We start from the raw sequence: 15,512 nt of genomic DNA, 5'->3' as shown, positions 1-15,512 counted from the left end.
GCCGTGACCGCAGGGGACACAGCATTGGACAAAAAGGTAGAGACAAGATTCTCACCTTGCATAGCAACTGGTTCCGGAACAAGTAAGTTCGAGGAGTTCAAGGAAAAAAGTGGCTATCTACAAGAGCCCCTTGCCTCGGAACTATCGGCAAAAAGTGACCATTTCTCAAATGACGCCCTGCAGCTGCTGAAGTTTCACGGTAGTTATCAACAAGACAATCGAGATAACCGCAAAAAAGGCCTAGGGAAGGACTGGCAGATGATGCTCCGGCTTAGGAGTCCTGGAGGGAGGATTCCTGCATCATTATTTGTTGAACTAGATAATCTCTCTAACGCCTTAGGTAATGGGACTCTTCGTGCGACAACGCGCCAAGCATTTCAAATGCATGGTGTTAGCAAAGCAAATCTTAAACAAGTAATTGGCAAAATCCTTGTGTCAATGGGTTCAACCCTCGCGGCCTGTGGAGATATCACTCGCAATGTTATGGCTCCTGCAGCTCCTTATGAAAAAGGTTCCTATCCTGCAGCGCGAGAGCTTGCCAATCAAATTGCTGATCTTTTATCACCTAAACAAGCTGAGACATCCTATTTGGATCTTTGGGTAGATGGAGATCTTACTTATCAAATACGACCCAACATTCAAGTCAAAAAAGCCCGTGCCAAACAATATGAGAAAGGAGTCTTTAGTGGAGACAAAAACGAACCGCTATATGGCGCTACCTATATGCCACGTAAATTCAAATGTGCAGTTACAGTCCCAGGAGATAACTCTGTTGACTTGCTCACAAATGATGTAGGCCTGGTAGCCTTTACTGATTCAAAAGGTCTACTAAAAGGATGCAACGTTTACGTAGGCGGAGGCATGGGAAGAACCCATAATAATGACGAAACTTTTGCTAGGGCAGCTGATCCTCTTGGTTATATACCTGGAAATTATATTTTAGAACTAGTACAGTCAATATTGGCACTTCAAAGAGATTACGGAGACCGCAAAACCAGACGGCATGCTCGCATGAAATATTTGCTTCACGACCAAGGAATTGAATGGTTTAAGAATGAGCTCCAGAAAAGTTACTTTAAACATGAAATAAAACCACTAAGGCCTGAACCAAAAGATAAACTAGAAGACTATCTTGGATGGCATAGACAAGGTTCCCGTAAATGGTTTGTGGGGATTCCTCTTCTATCAGGCAGGTTAGAAGGTGGACTGAAAAAAGGTATTAGAGAAATAGTAGAAAAATATCAACTAGAGATCCGCCTTACACCCAACCAAGATTTACTTCTCTGCAATATTGGTGGAACACAACTTTCCAGCATCAAAGAAGCCCTGGCTTCTCTAGGTATTAAAAATCCAGCGACTCCTGCAGCTATTAAAAGACATGCAATTGCCTGTCCAGCACTACCACTATGTGGCCTTGCTATAACAGAAGCCGAAAGATCCTTGCCTAATATCCTTGAAAGAATAGAGAGTCAATTGAAACGTCTAGACATTAACAAAACAATCCTTGTAAGGATGACTGGCTGTCCTAATGGTTGTGCTCGGCCATATATGGCCGAGCTGGCATTAGTTGGAAGTGGAGTGGACCAATATCAGCTGTGGCTAGGCGGAACCCCTAATTTAAAGAGACTAGCTAAACCCTACATTCAAAAAATGCCTTTGAAAGATTTAGAAAGAACTATTGAGCCACTATTAATTAATTGGAAAGAATCTGGAGGAAGAAAAAGTTTTGGTTCTCATATCAAGGCCATTGGTGATCAAGCAGTTCTAGACTTATTATCTATTGAAGACAAAGCTCCATAAATAGCTTCTCTCTCATTACAGATAAAAGCCCACATCTGATCTCCATAACTAAAATGCCACCATTCATTTGGGTGTTGTAAAAAACCAACCTTACTCATTGCAATAGCCAGAATTCTTCTTCTATAGTTAAAAAGTCGTGTTTTATTAGTAACAATTTTCTGCCGTAAGTCTGAAAAATAATCAGGTTCAGAAATAGCTCCAATTTGATCAATCTCACTCCCCATATCTAGTGGTCGACCATTAACATCAGAAATTGTTATGTCAACAGCTCCCCCAGTACTATGAGGTGGAGGTGTCATTGGGTCAAAACTTGGTGCCGCCCAAAACCTCTTAACAGATTCAATTGCTTTTTTTCGCTCGAATCTTTTAGTTGGATCAAGAGGGGCAATACCCCTTGATTCACATTCTTGATTAATAGCATGTTCAACCATGAAAGCTTGAACGTTTATAGGCCTCCATCCATCGAAAATTACCAAAGAGGTCTCTGGGTCAATTCTCTGAAGCTCATCCTGGGCAGCCAACAAACGACGAACAACATCCTTTCTCAAAAAATAAGGCGCATCAATTCTTTGATATGGAGCCCCAAGGGCAACATAGGGATGAGGTTGCAATCGAAAGAAAGAAACTGGAATTTTTACAAGGTTTTCACCACACTCATTTATTGGCCATTTTGTCCAAGGTCGGTCCATAAAAGAAGGGCTAAAACAATCATTTCCACAAGCAAGGGAGGGTTTTCCACAAATGGAAACTCTTAAGGATCCCACGGACTAAAAATAAAGCATGCACAAAATCCCTTCAAATCCTCTTAACTTTAAAATTTTTATTAGAGCCTGACCCGACTGTTCCTTTTGTCACAGTTATTCGAAAACAGTTGCAAAAAGGTATGTTTTCGAGAATTCGGTCAGCAAATCTTGATCCAGGAATTCTCGAAAGCGTCTCAAAATATTCAATTCATAGACAGACTTCAAGAGACAACGCACAGCAAGGTTGTTCTCATTTGAGTCTTATACGAGTCTCGGACCTGTGGAAAAAATATTATGCGCTTTAATTTAGGTGTTCATTACCGCGAATCTTATGCCAATACCTTCTGAGCAAATCTTTTAACAAAGGAAACTCATTCAATTCAGGATCCTGTTCTAAAAGAGCAATGGCCTCATTCCTTGCTTGCAAAAGCACATCACCATCCTCTTCCAAACTGGCCAAAACAAAATCTGGAATGCCTGATTGTCTTGTGCCCAAAACCTGACCAGGTCCTCGTAAGGTCATATCAATTTCAGCGATCTCAAAACCATCGTCAGAATTCACCAAAACCTCTAAACGATTACCAGCCAAATCATTTTTACGGTCATGTATAAGCAAACAATGCGACTTGGCGTGGCCTCTTCCAACACGACCACGTAGTTGATGGAGTTGAGCCAAACCAAAACGATCGGCATGATCTATCAAAATCACAGTTGCTTCAGGAACATCAACTCCAACTTCAACGACTGTTGTAGAAACAAGTACCTGACAAGTTCCAGAGGCAAAATTTCGTACTATCTCATTCTTCTCAGCACTGGTCATACGTCCATGCAATAAGCCAACATTAATGTCTGCGAAAACTCCCTCTGATAACTTCTTGTAAGTCTCTATCGCTGAACGGAGATTTAATTTCTCAGATTCGTCTATTAAGGGCAATACAACATATGCCTTATGCCCAAGATCTACCTCATTCCTAATAAGCGCGTAAGCCTTATTCCTATTCACTGAGCTAATAATTTGAGTTTTAATAGGCATCCTTCCTGGCGGCAGTTCATCTATTTGGCTAACATCCAAATCGCCATGAATAGATAAAGCAAGAGTCCTTGGAATAGGAGTGGCTGTCATTGTAAGGAGATGAGGTTGCAAACCTTTATCAAGCAAAAGATTTCGTTGGCGTACACCAAAACGATGCTGTTCATCCACAACAACAAGTCCTAATCGGTTGAAAACAACTGAATCTTCAATAAGGGCGTGTGTGCCAACAATAATGTTTAATGTTCCATTCGCTAAGTCATCAAGGATCTTCCTACGTTTTGTTGAGGAAGTTGAACCTGTGAGCAGAGCAACCGTGACATGGATCTTCGGCAACCAATTACAAAAGTTTTGATAATGTTGTTCTGCTAAAACTTCTGTAGGAGCCATTATTGCCCCCTGCCAACCAGATTGAACTGCGTTAAGTAGTGATGCTAAAGCAACTACAGTTTTGCCAGAACCTACATCACCTTGAACTAAACGTGCCATTGGCTTGAGACTAGTTAAGTCAGCCTCGATTTCCGAAAGAACCCTCTCTTGTGCTGCTGTAAGGCTAAAAGGCAGTAAAGCTAAAAAACTACCAACAAGTCCATCTCTTCTTGTAACACTATCAAAAACAGGAGAGGGATGTTTACGAAACTCTTTTCGGCGTTGCAGTAAACCAAGTTGGAGCATAAGGAACTCATTAAAGACAAGTCTCCTTCTTGCTAATTGCAATGATGAATTGTCCTTTGGCATATGAATATCTGACAGTGCCGTGGAAATATTCACAAGATTTAAATTCTTAAGTCTATTCGAAGGTAAAGGGTCTTTATATAAATAAACATAGGGCATAACATCTTCTACTAAGGAACGGAAGCGTTCTGCTTTGAGACCCTCAGTTAATGAATAAATAGGCATTAATCTACCTATCCATCTAGATCTAAGAGTTGACTCTTTCGATTCCATAACTTCTATAAGTGGATCCAGAAAAGTCTTACCGTAATTGCCTTCTTTAACAAGTCCACTTACAGCAACAATTGACCCTAGAGGGTATAAATTAGTCTGAGTTTTTAAATAATGATAGCTTGAAAAACGTCTTCCAACGAAAAACCTTGTTACCTTAAGTTTTCCAGTTTGGTCTTGCACATGTAATTCAAGGATCGACAGGTTGGGATTTTTAGGGCTAATGAAACTGTTTACTTTTCTGATACTTGCAACAATTGTCGCAGTTTCTCCTGCTTCAATATCCTGAATGCGCTTTAAAGAGGCATAATTTAGGTAATCTCGAGGATAATACTCAATCAAATCTCGTATTAAAAGTATTCCAAGAGAAACTAATTTTTCAGATATCTTAGGACCAATCCCCTTGATACAGGAAATAGGGCTATCTAAATTACAAGATTCATTAAGATCATCTCTAGTCTTAAACTTTTGATCCAAGTTACTAAGTTTTAGCCGTGGAGAGGCAACAGGAGCGACAGGCCTCAAACTCATTGAAGATTCATGTAAGAACTGGCGTGTAGTTGTTACTAATCTCCTTCTTGTTACATCATTACTCTGAGAATAACTCTTAAAAGATTCAACTAATTGTTTTAAAAGAGTAACAGCATCTATAGAAAGCTTCGCGTCGGGCGGATTCGAGAGTTGCCTAATCAAAAAAACATCAAAATATTCCTGTCTGCCTTGAAGATTGCCAAAACCAGACTCTGCTTCCACTCTAAGAGCCTGTTGGATTGGTTGAATCCAATCCAACAACTGTTTTAACTGATCTGAAGTCAGCACATGAGGTGAAACCTCTACAAATTTTCTAGAGGTTTCTGCCACCATAAAAGACGAGCCTCCTTGGCTACTGAGCGACTTTGCCAATGTCGTTGCTGTAAAGCCATTCTTAGTAGGTCACGACGATGATGCTTTAACTGCGACCTACACCTCCGTAAAAGTGGAGCATCAAATTCCAACTCAGACGTACGAAATAATAAACAAGTAATTTCCATAGAGTCCTCAAGGGAACCATTTGGGGCAGGAAGTCGGAGCCTAAGAAGATTTGAAGGAACAGGTTGTGTTTCTAACTGACCTCTAATAGCAGCATCAAGAAGGTTAACCGGCAAAAGAGTATTTACAATCCCAGCTCTAAGCAACTCTATATTTAACGTATGAGAAAGATTCCTTAGTCTTCTGGAAGTTGCTATGTCTATAAATTCCATCCAATTAATCAACTCTCTTGGATTGCTTGGTAGAAACTCTTTACCAAAATTTGTTTGGCTTTCAAAAGAGAGTTCTTGCTGATTTAAATTCTCAAAATCACCCTCACCCTTAGCATCGTCAGGATTCAGTGTCTCGCCAGCTAAAGCAAATAGCGAACGTAAAACCTCTAAATCATTGTTAATGGGGGGAGAGGAGCCTAAATCTTCCTCCAAAAGATCATTGCATTTGTCTTTTGAGTCGTGTTCATCTCTCAATTCTTCTCCATAATTCAACTCGTTAGAACTATCAACAGGTGAATCTAAAGAAATGTCGTTATCAAATCTACCCAATAGAAATTGGCCAATTTTATGGTCTTTTGAGGAGGATTCATCTAAATTAATTGATACTTTATCCTCAACAATTGAAGGTTCTTCCTGGTCCAACTCTCTCAATAGTTGTTTTCTAGCCTTCTCATCCTTAAGTCTTCTCTCAATCTCCATTTGCCTAGCAAGATCCATTAGATGTTCGATCGTTAGCAAGGAAAGGCACTTAGAAACCAACTGATCGATTTGTTCTTTTAAAGACCTTCTTTTGTTCTCAGGGAAAGTCTTTAAAGGGTTATTTTCGCAATCTTCAAGAAGACAAAACAATGCTTGGTGAACTGCTTTCTTCAATTCACTTCGTAATAACTGGAGGTATAAGGCCTGATCTTTATAAATGACAGGTGCAAACTTCTTACATATCAGCTTGAGAGATTCAAGCTGATGTTCAGGATCATATTTTGAAGGAAACTGGTTTTTAATCGACAAAATCAGGCTGCTGTCATAGAAGCTACTTCAGTAGCGAAGTCAACTTTCTCAATTTCAATTCCTTCTCCCAAGGTATATCGAGTGAAACGACGAACTTGAATGTTCTCTCCTATCTGACCTGCAACTTGTTTCACAAGTTCCGCAACTGACATTGAACCATCCCGAATAAAAGGTTGTTCCATTAATGCAAGTTCTTTCAATCTCTTAGCAATCCTTCCTTCAACAATTTTTACCTTCATCTGATCAGGTTTGCCGGACAAATCATCTCTCCCCATTTCAATAGACTTCTCTTTTTCAACCACTTCATTCGGAATCTGGTCAGTAGAGACGTATTCAACATTCGGGCATGCAGCGACCTGCATTGATATATCTCTCAGCAGGCCTTGGAACAGTTCTCCTCGGGCAACAAAATCTGTTTCACAATTTAGTTCTAAAAGCACCCCCACCCGTGCACCAGTATGGATATAACTGCCAACAGCTCCTTCGGCAGCAATCCGCCCTGATTTCTTTTCTGCACTTGCAATGCCTTTCTGTCTTAACCACTCCACGGCTTTGGTTGCATCACCACCAGTTTCACCTAGGGCTTTTTTGCAATCCATCATTCCTGCGCCTGTTTTGTCACGCAGTTCTTTGACAAGCTTGGCTGATACTTCGGCCATTTTTAATTTGAGTTAAAAGGATTTAAGAGAAAAAGCTCGGCTAAATAGATGCCAGAGCAGAGAGGTTAATTACAGAAGCAAACTTAATTGTCACTTCCATGACCGCGTTGATCATTAGATCCATGGCGCCCTTCATTAATTGCGTCAGCTAATCTGCCCAGAACAAGTTGAACAGAGCGAACTGCATCATCATTACAAGGGATAGGAACTTCGCAAAGATCGGGATCACAGTTGGTATCCAACATGGAAATAAGAGGGATGTCCAACTTGCGAGCTTCTAAGACTGCATTTGTCTCACGACGCTGATCAACCAAGACCACAACATCAGGAAGACGTCGCATTCCTTTCAAGCCACCGAGATATTTTTGGAGTCTCTCTAGTTCTCTTCGAAGAACAGCGGCTTCTTTCTTAGGGCGCATAGCAATAGCGCCACTGGATTCCATCCTTTCTAGGTCTTTTAAACGGTCAATCCGAGCCTTCATAGTTGACCAATTAGTAAGCATGCCACCTAACCAGCGCTGGTTTACGTAGGAGGCTCCACAACGAGATGCCTCAATTGCAACAACTTCAGAAGCCTGCTTTTTAGTTCCAACAAACAAAAATCTCTTTCCGCTACGAGCAGCAGATCGAGTCCACTTGTAAGCGCTGTTCATGCAAACAGCAGTCTTAACAAGATCAATGATGTGAACTCCATTGCGTGCGCAATAGATGTAACGAGACATCTTTGGGTTCCATCTTCTGGTCTGATGCCCAAAGTGAGCACCAGCCTCCATCATCTCGGAGAGAGTGACAACAGCCATAAATTTTGGGGTTTCGGGTTCGCCTCCACCTGACAGGGATGTTATGAGATAAACCAAGATTGGCTTACCTTTGCCAACATCACCCGAAACAGACAGGTGTGCGGAATTTAAGAGAACGTCTTAATTTATCAAATTATCGACTCTACGCATCCTTAGTAGTGATGCTTCCCTAAAGATCTGACGGACACAAATCCTGTTTAAAGGGAGTCGCAAAAGCTCCATGGCAAGTCCTGGCCTACCTCTTCTGATCAAAAAGGCAAGTAAGGGTCTAAGACTCCTTTCATTTATCAAGCCAAAAAGAGTGAGTAATTCCCAAAGGCAAAAATGTAGCCAGGTGAACTGAATAATGAAACGAACTCTAAAAGTGGGGTGTTTTCGATAAAAAATAAGTCCCATTTTAGCTCTTTCAAGTTCGACTCTTATCAAGCCAGGAATCTGTTCAAGACTTAATGGAGGATGCCAATGATATCCGACAGCTTTGGGACAACGTACTAGCTTTACCCCCATTTTCCGCAACCGTTCACCAAGTTCCAAATCTTCCCAACCATAAAGGCTAAATGTTGTATCGAAAAGGCCAGAGCGAATTAATAATTTCTTGCAGATAGCAACATTTCCAGTTGCAAAATAAGCCCATGAAAGATCATTCAATTTATAAGGTTCAGAAGTAGGAGATTGAAAGTTAGAGGTATTAATTACTGATCCATAGGTAAAGCAATTACGATTTCCGTTGAGCTTCCAACTTTGCTTAAGGGCCAGCGCATGGAATTCTAGAAAAGAACTTGTCACAACCAAATCACTATCAATAAAAACAATTACATCACCTGATGCTTGGTCAACGCCACGATTTCGACCTTGAGCTGGGCCTGAATGCTCCTGTTGAAAAAGACGAAGATGAGGAAAATTCTCTGAACAACTTCTTAACCACTCTTGCGTTCCATCGCTTGAACCATCATCTACAACAATAATTTCGTAATTTTCTATCTCTGCATGAGATCTCTGATGCTCCAAGGCATAAAGACACTTCTTAAGGATAGGCAACCGATTGTAAGTAGGTATAACGACGCTTATAAACATCCTTGGAGGGCACAGATCCTGTGAAAGACAGATTATGACCCTAAAGGGCTTCTAGAAAGAAGTCTATAAAATAAACAGACTTCTCTCAGATCGACAATCAGTCAGCAGCTCCACCATTATTTGCAGTACCTGTTACTCCATTTCCAGCACCCTCACCCCTTCCATCATTGCGAAGCTTTCTCTTCTTAAATTTGCGTGCATAGGCACGATTGCGCTCTTGTTTCTCTTTCTTCAGATTTCTTCGCTTAGCCATGATTGTTTAGTCGGAGTTTTTAAAGAGGTTCAACCAACTTACTAAAAAGTGGAGGCAAGTCGACCATCTTCCATTTTTAACAACCTATCAGCAACCCCTTGGATCCTGGGGTCATGGGTGACCATAAGCACTGCAGAGCCTTGTTCTTTAGCTAGTTTTTTCAACAAATCAACCACTTCTCTTCCCGTAACACTATCCAAAGCGGCGGTAGGTTCATCTGCCAAAAGGAGCTTTGGACGCGCTGCTAATGCCCTTGCGATCGCTACCCTTTGCTTCTGCCCTCCGGAAAGATCATGAGGGAGCTTATTTAACTGGTCTTCCAAACCAACCACTCTCAACCATTCACGAGCCTGATCTCGTCTTGCTCTGTAGCTAAAGCCCTTAAGTAAGTCTGCGCCCATTTGGACATTTTGCTCTGCAGTCAAACATCGCAAAAGATTATGACCCTGAAAAATCATGCCAATATTTCTCCTTAAGCCTTGACGCCCTCTACGTCCAAGACCTCGTACATCTTTACCTAAAACAAAAAGTTTCCCTTTTTGGACTTTTCGCAATGCTCCTATCAAAGTCAAAAGTGTTGTCTTACCACAGCCAGAAGGTCCAGTAAGTAATACGACCTCCCCTGGCGCCACCTCCAAGCTCAACGATTGAAGCACTTGACGTTTCATTTCTCCCTTGCCGAACCAGTGACATAAGTCAGTTATCTCAACAAAGGGGTGACTACCTTTCTCTATAAATTGCATGTTAAAAAACAAATAGAAAATTAGCTCAACTACCTAGAAAATCTCTGCAGGGTCTGCATCTATTAACCTACGCATAGCAAGCATTGCAGAACACATACACATAATTAATATTAAAAGGAATACCAATGTTGCCCTAGAGAAATCCATCGCAACTGGAAGCTTAGTCGAGCTTCTTACTAATGCATACAATCCTTGTCCAGCAGCATATGCAGGGACATACCCCATAATTGCTAACAAAACCCCTTCTCTAGCAACCACTCCTAATAAAGTTTTTAATTGATAGCCCATAGCCATAAGGGTGGCATACTCTGGCAAATGATCACTTACGTCAGAATATAAAATCTGATAAACGATTACAGAGCCAACAACAAAACCCATAGCAGCCCCCAAGCTAAAAATAAACCCAATTGATGTACTAGTCCTCCAATAATTTTTCTCAAATTCAATAAAAGCTTGACGAGTAAACACACTTACATCTTCAGGCAAACTTGCTTTAAGAGTTTGCGCAACACTCTCTGGGTCTGTTCCTTTTCTTAGCCTGACTAAGCCAAGTTCAATACTTCCTGGTGGTGTAGTTGGCAATAATTGAAGAAAAGTCTCTCGACTAGTCAATACATTTCCATCAGCACCAAAAGAAGGTCCCAATTTGACCAAGCCAGACACTCGAACTCTTTTACCTGCCAACTCAGTCTCAACAATCTTGCCTCGACGAAACCAATCAGCTACTGGCCCGAACTCCTGCCTTGAAAGCTCATCAAAAAGGACTCTTCCTGGGTTAGTAAGAGTCCTTGCTTTCAAGGCAAGGTTCGGATCAATAAACAAAGGATCATCCGGCTCAAAACCTAGTGCTAAAAGAGATCGTGTTGACAAAGTTTCTGGGTTACGCCAAAGAAGAAAATTCCAATTAACAGGAGTTATACCTACAACATCATCATGAGCCATGGCTTGCACAAGCCTTCTTCTCGGAAAACCACTCATACTTATTGAGCTCATGGACCTAGGACTCATTAGAACTAAGTCAGCATCAAATAAGCGGTGAACAGTTACACTTGCATCAAAAAGTCCGTCTCTAAATCCCAACTGCATAAACATCAATATTCCTGCAAAGCTAATTCCAGCCAAAGCGACCAAAAGCCTTAAGGGCTGCCTAGTAAGTAAAAGCCAAGCGAGAGGAATTCTTCGTCTTTGCAAAAAACCAAACTTCACGATGGCTTAAAGCGAGCTATTACCTTCATACCTGTGAGATGAGTAACTAAAGCTGATGATGAAGGGTCAAGGCTTACACGAACTTCAACAATTCTTGCATCTGCATCTCCAGTCGGATCAGTAGACAAAACATTCCTTTGACGTACTTGTGGACTAATCCTTTCTACGCGGCCTTTGAGGATGCCTTTAAAGCCTCCATTTTCACTAATCATAGTTACTTCCTGACCAAATTTAACCCTGTTTACGTCTGACTCATACACCTCAATTAATGCTTCCATTGTTTTATTTGCTCCAACTTCTAGAACACCATTAATACCTGGTCTCTCTCCCGCTCGGGTATGGATTCTAAGTACAACACCATCTATAGGTGTTTTTAATTCACTATCAGCCAAATCTGCCTCTAAACCAGTTAACTTTGCGAAAGACTCTTGTCTCTTACCTTCTAACTTAATTAATTCATCTTGCTTTGATTCAAATACAACTAATGGTGTGCCTCCTTGTTGAGCAGACAATTCATACCGACTTACCTCACGTTCCTTCATAAGAATCTCAATCTCAATAGTTCTCAAACGTGCGCGAATACCAGCCAAATCCGCGAGGATTTGAGGCCTGTTGTCAAAAACAGCAAGTGTTTGCCCTTTCTTAACCTCATCACCTTCTTGAACATTTAAAACAGCAACTCGAGGAGTTCCACCAAAACCACTAACTGGTGCGGCCAGTCGGCGTACCTCTCCAGCTGGCTCCAACCTCCCGAGTGCAGCGACAGCCGTCAGTGGAAGAGGCTCAACTATTTCAGTTTCGTTAGCACTTCTATTTGCTTCGGGACCCAATACACAACTAGAAAGGACCATAGGGGCCATAAAGCTCAATAAGGGAATAAGCGAGCGCACAGAAATGTTCAGTGTTTCTTTAAAGGAGGTGGGTTGTCGAACAAAATTCGTTCTATATAGCGATCCGCCCATAGAGGATTGAAAGCGTTTGCAAGAACACTTCTGGTTTTGTCGTTGCGTTTCTGTTGAAGGCAATACAGAAGCTGACCCTTATGCCGCTGAATAGTAGATGCATCATCAACTGAATCTGCAGCAGTCTTAACCAGAGCAGACCTGAGTATGAACAAATAACTGTCCACAACGGCCAAAAACGAATCCTCCTCTTTAGGAGAAGAAGGTCTAATAAAACAAACAAAGCTTGAAAAAATTGATCCCCACGAAGGCAACTGCCTCACATTCTTGAACGAAGGCACTCTTAGTGATTCCAGAGCCACTCTGATCTCGCCCGGTAATTTTGCGCCTACAGGAGAAAGGTCAACAATTGCAGCAGATATTCCAGAAGGTCCTGCGACTAGATCAACTCCAAAAATTGGCAAATCAAAACTTGGCTCTGGGAAAAAGACGCAATGCAAAATTTGAAGCCCGGAACCCATCTTGGCCATTTCAAGATGCAGTTTACGAAGACCCAGACAGCAATGAACCTCATTAAATATGATCAATTCCTCACCATCAAGGGTACCTGAAACATCTTTAAACTCAGTAGGTAAATCTATTGGTAATAGCTCAGGAAACGTGTCCCTGCGAAGTTTGATCCTCTTAGCCATGGATGCCAAGAAAGGGTGAAATCCATCGCAACTGATTTCAGAAGAAGCCAACACGCTTGCAACAGGGATCAGAATGGACCTTTTCCAAAAACCTCTGGCAAGATCCATCCAAGGACCAAACCTACAAGAGTGGTCACTTTCAAACGGTACTACCTGCGTTCTCGCTTCAATGCCAGACGCCCCTTTGACATGTCTAGACCTGTGGTGCAAAGCAGGAAGCGCAAAAGAGCTTCCTGGAGAGGAAGGCCTAGCTCATTTCCTTGAGCACATGGTGTTCAAGGGCAGTCAAAATCTGGCTGCTGGAGAATTTGATTTTGCAATCGAAGCACTTGGTGGGAGCAGTAATGCCGCTACTGGCTTTGATGATGTTCATTTTTACGTACTTGTACCTCCTGATGGTGCAGTTAAGGCATTAGAACTTCTACTAAACCTTGTCCTGAAACCTCAACTAAATGAAAATGCTTATTCAATCGAAAGAGAAGTCGTTCTAGAAGAGATTGCTCAATATAGAGACCAACCTGACGAGCAAGTAATCCAAAAACTACTTCAAAGTTGTTGGCCAAATCACCCGTACGGGAGAGCAATCCTTGGACAAAGAGAAAGTCTTATAAAAAGTAATCCAAAACAAATGAGAAGCTTTCACCAGAATCACTATGTTGGCCCAAATATTTGTCTTTCAATAGCTGGATCTATTCCTCATAATATTAAGGAGCTAATCTCAAATAGTCCTCTAAGTACTCTTTCCAGTCAAAAGGAAGATAATGCTGATCAAAAAAATCCAAGAAATCTAACATTTAGGAAAGGGAGACAAGAAATATTTATTCCCAGACTCGAGTCTTCAAGATTGCTAATAGCTTGGCCCATGCCAGCTGCAAATAATCAGGAAATGATTATGGGTGCAGATATTGCCACTTCCCTATTGGCCGAAGGCAGAAGAAGTCGGCTAGTTCAACATTTAAGAGAAGACCTACAAATAGTTGAATCGATAGACATGGATATAACTGTTTTAGAGCAAGGCAGCCTTGTTGTACTTGAAGCATGCTTAATGGAGAACCATTTGGAAGAACTTGAGAAGGAGATTACACTTATTCTTAAAAAAGCCCTCGAATCATCTCTTGAAGAGAAAGAATTGCTAAGAGCCACCCAACTAGTAAGAAATGGGCTCTGCTTCAACCTAGAGGCACCTAGCCAAGTTGCTGCAATTTCTGGAAATCAATCTCTTTGGAATCGCCATCAAGCTTTGTTAGAGCCCCTTAAACAAATCAATGAATGGTCTGGAGAGGCTTTGCAAAAAAGAATTTTTCCGTTACTTCAACCTGAGATGGGTTTCATTCTCATTGCAAGGCCGACAAAAGAAAAGCCATGAGCACTCTCAAAATATTGCTAGACCCAAGGAAAACTCCTGGAATCATTGCAGCAAAGCTCTTACTTAGAGGAGGCAGTAGTGCTGATCCTTTTAACCAAAGAGGTGCCCATCAATTACTAGGATCACTGTTAAGCAGAGGTTGTGGACCTTATGACAACATTGCGTTAGCTGACTTAGTAGAAGGCTGCGGCGCAGGACTGAGGTGCGACATAAATGAAGACGGAATATTGATTAGCCTCAAATGTGCAAAAAGTGATGCAAAACGACTTCTGCCTCTTCTTGGTTGGATGGTTATAGAACCACATTTAGAGACGGATCAAATCAAACTCGAAAGAGAACTTAGTCTTCAAGCCCTACATCGACAAAAAGAAAACCCATTTCAAATTGCTTTCGATGGTTGGCGTTGTAATGCATATGGGAATGCTCCCTATGGTCATGATCCTTTGGGGTTTAAAGAAGAGTTAAGCAAGCTAAAGCGCAAGCAACTTAAGCCACTAGCCAATGAACTTCAATTGACTTCATCAGTCCTTACTTTATCAGGATCATTAAATGAAGATTTTGCCAATCAAGTAAAAAGCCTTGATCCTTTTCCAAGTTGGCCAAATATAATGAAAAAAAACGAGCTAAAAACAATTTCTTTAAATAATTCACTTTTTAATTTAACTGTAGAAAATCAACCAAGAATCTCCCTTCACCCAGAAGAAACAGAACAAGTTTTTATTCTTATGGGACAACCCACAGTTCCACATGGAACTAAAGAGGATCTTCCATTAAGACTCCTTGATTGTTATATTGGCTCAGGCATGTCCAGTGTATTGTTTAAATGTTTAAGAGAAGATCACGGTGTGGCCTATGATGTAGGAGTCCATCACCCTATAAGACATGGTCCAGCTCCTTTCGTAATACACGCTTCAACAAGTGAAGACAAAGCTCTTCTATCATTAAAACTTTTAAGTGAAATATGGTGGAACTTAACCTCTAATAAGATCAATGAACAGAATTTAGAACTGAGCCGTTCTAAATTCAGAGGCCAATTAGCCCACAGCAATCAAACATGCGCACAAAGAGCCGAACGAATGGCCCAATTGAAGTTATTGGGCCTATCTAATGACTTTGATGCTCAAACTTTAAAAGCTATAGAACAATTGGAAACAACAGACCTTCAAAACGCAGCAAAAAAGTATCTTCAAAAACCATTTCTAAGTCTCTGTGGACCTCCCAAGACTCTTGAAACGCTTTCTAATTATTGGAGCACAATGATCTAGATCT

At 41.2% G+C, this 15,512-nt stretch carries 14 protein-coding genes; 3 read left to right on the top strand and 11 right to left on the bottom strand.

What is annotated here, in order from left to right; all coding sequences use genetic code 11:
* The first annotated feature begins 3 nt into the window (after positions 1–3).
* Positions 4–1,800 (top strand): NADPH-dependent assimilatory sulfite reductase hemoprotein subunit, encoded by a 1,797-nt coding sequence (locus tag SOI83_RS00655; protein WP_320676658.1) that lies wholly within the window; start codon positions 4–6, stop codon positions 1,798–1,800.
* Here SOI83_RS00655 and SOI83_RS00650 read toward each other — a convergent pair.
* The 11 genes from SOI83_RS00650 to SOI83_RS00600 all read right to left on the bottom strand — a co-directional run bounded on the left by SOI83_RS00650 (position 1,755) and on the right by SOI83_RS00600 (position 12,985).
* Positions 1,755–2,489, bottom strand: a complete 735-nt coding sequence (locus tag SOI83_RS00650; protein WP_320676657.1) for a M15 family metallopeptidase — start codon at positions 2,487–2,489, stop codon at positions 1,755–1,757. The genes SOI83_RS00655 and SOI83_RS00650 overlap by 46 nt on opposite strands.
* Before the next feature lie 355 nt (positions 2,490–2,844).
* Positions 2,845–5,382, bottom strand: a complete 2,538-nt coding sequence (recG, locus tag SOI83_RS00645) for an ATP-dependent DNA helicase RecG (RefSeq protein WP_320676655.1) — start codon at positions 5,380–5,382, stop codon at positions 2,845–2,847.
* Positions 5,352–6,548 (bottom strand): hypothetical protein, encoded by a 1,197-nt coding sequence (locus tag SOI83_RS00640; RefSeq protein ID WP_320676653.1) that lies wholly within the window; start codon positions 6,546–6,548, stop codon positions 5,352–5,354. Before SOI83_RS00640 ends, recG begins: the two co-directional genes overlap by 31 nt.
* Before the next feature lie 2 nt (positions 6,549–6,550).
* Complete coding sequence (tsf, locus tag SOI83_RS00635; RefSeq protein WP_320676652.1) at positions 6,551–7,207, bottom strand: translation elongation factor Ts; 657 nt, start codon at positions 7,205–7,207, stop codon at positions 6,551–6,553.
* Positions 7,208–7,290: 83 nt separating this feature from the next.
* Positions 7,291–8,007, bottom strand: coding sequence for a 30S ribosomal protein S2 (gene rpsB / locus SOI83_RS00630; protein WP_320677777.1), 717 nt, complete (start codon positions 8,005–8,007; stop codon positions 7,291–7,293).
* A 120-nt stretch (positions 8,008–8,127) separates the two neighbouring features.
* Entirely contained in the window at positions 8,128–9,081 is a 954-nt protein-coding gene (locus SOI83_RS00625; protein WP_320676651.1) for a glycosyltransferase family A protein, read from the bottom strand.
* 97 nt (positions 9,082–9,178) lie between these two features.
* Positions 9,179–9,334 (bottom strand): hypothetical protein, encoded by a 156-nt coding sequence (locus SOI83_RS00620; RefSeq protein ID WP_006171625.1) that lies wholly within the window; start codon positions 9,332–9,334, stop codon positions 9,179–9,181.
* Between the two features lie 41 nt (positions 9,335–9,375).
* Complete coding sequence (locus tag SOI83_RS00615) at positions 9,376–10,002, bottom strand: ATP-binding cassette domain-containing protein (RefSeq protein WP_414153421.1); 627 nt, start codon at positions 10,000–10,002, stop codon at positions 9,376–9,378.
* A 108-nt stretch (positions 10,003–10,110) separates the two neighbouring features.
* A complete protein-coding gene (devC, locus tag SOI83_RS00610) occupies positions 10,111–11,283 on the bottom strand; it encodes an ABC transporter permease DevC (protein ID WP_320676649.1) in 1,173 nt (390 codons plus the stop codon).
* The gene (locus SOI83_RS00605) at positions 11,280–12,143 is read right to left on the bottom strand and encodes an HlyD family efflux transporter periplasmic adaptor subunit (protein ID WP_320677775.1); all 864 of its coding nucleotides are present in this window, start codon (positions 12,141–12,143) and stop codon (positions 11,280–11,282) included. The genes devC and SOI83_RS00605 overlap by 4 nt, the downstream gene beginning before the upstream one ends.
* Positions 12,144–12,181: 38 nt before the next feature.
* Positions 12,182–12,985: a phycocyanobilin:ferredoxin oxidoreductase gene (locus tag SOI83_RS00600; protein ID WP_320676648.1), complete on the bottom strand. Its 804-nt coding sequence runs from the start codon at positions 12,983–12,985 to the stop codon at positions 12,182–12,184.
* On the opposite strand from SOI83_RS00600, the gene SOI83_RS00595 reads away from it, so the two are divergent.
* Both SOI83_RS00595 and SOI83_RS00590 read left to right on the top strand, forming a co-directional pair.
* The gene (locus tag SOI83_RS00595; protein WP_320676647.1) at positions 12,951–14,243 is read left to right on the top strand and encodes a pitrilysin family protein; all 1,293 of its coding nucleotides are present in this window, start codon (positions 12,951–12,953) and stop codon (positions 14,241–14,243) included. The genes SOI83_RS00600 and SOI83_RS00595 overlap by 35 nt on opposite strands.
* The gene (locus SOI83_RS00590; RefSeq protein WP_320676646.1) at positions 14,240–15,508 is read left to right on the top strand and encodes a pitrilysin family protein; all 1,269 of its coding nucleotides are present in this window, start codon (positions 14,240–14,242) and stop codon (positions 15,506–15,508) included. The genes SOI83_RS00595 and SOI83_RS00590 overlap by 4 nt, the downstream gene beginning before the upstream one ends.
* Positions 15,509–15,512 lie beyond the last annotated feature (4 nt).

Source organism: Prochlorococcus sp. MIT 1300 (assembly GCF_034092375.1).
Lineage (GTDB): Bacteria > Cyanobacteriota > Cyanobacteriia > PCC-6307 > Cyanobiaceae > MIT-1300.
Note: the sequence above shows the minus strand (reverse complement) of the source record. Positions and strands in the feature narration are given on the sequence as shown.

Coding starts and splice junctions, on each gene's coding strand:
- rpsB (WP_320677777.1), bottom strand. CDS start 8,007: ATGGCTGTTGTCACTCTCTCCGAGATGATGGAGGCTGGTGCTCACTTT.
- SOI83_RS00625 (WP_320676651.1), bottom strand. CDS start 9,081: ATGTTTATAAGCGTCGTTATACCTACTTACAATCGGTTGCCTATCCTT.
- SOI83_RS00650 (WP_320676657.1), bottom strand. CDS start 2,489: ATGGACCGACCTTGGACAAAATGGCCAATAAATGAGTGTGGTGAAAAC.
- SOI83_RS00600 (WP_320676648.1), bottom strand. CDS start 12,985: ATGGATCTTGCCAGAGGTTTTTGGAAAAGGTCCATTCTGATCCCTGTT.
- recG (WP_320676655.1), bottom strand. CDS start 5,382: ATGGTGGCAGAAACCTCTAGAAAATTTGTAGAGGTTTCACCTCATGTG.
- tsf (WP_320676652.1), bottom strand. CDS start 7,207: ATGGCCGAAGTATCAGCCAAGCTTGTCAAAGAACTGCGTGACAAAACA.
- SOI83_RS00615 (WP_414153421.1), bottom strand. CDS start 10,002: ATGAAACGTCAAGTGCTTCAATCGTTGAGCTTGGAGGTGGCGCCAGGG.
- SOI83_RS00605 (WP_320677775.1), bottom strand. CDS start 12,143: ATGGCCCCTATGGTCCTTTCTAGTTGTGTATTGGGTCCCGAAGCAAAT.
- SOI83_RS00620 (WP_006171625.1), bottom strand. CDS start 9,334: ATGGCTAAGCGAAGAAATCTGAAGAAAGAGAAACAAGAGCGCAATCGT.
- SOI83_RS00595 (WP_320676647.1), top strand. CDS start 12,951: ATGGACCTTTTCCAAAAACCTCTGGCAAGATCCATCCAAGGACCAAAC.
- SOI83_RS00590 (WP_320676646.1), top strand. CDS start 14,240: ATGAGCACTCTCAAAATATTGCTAGACCCAAGGAAAACTCCTGGAATC.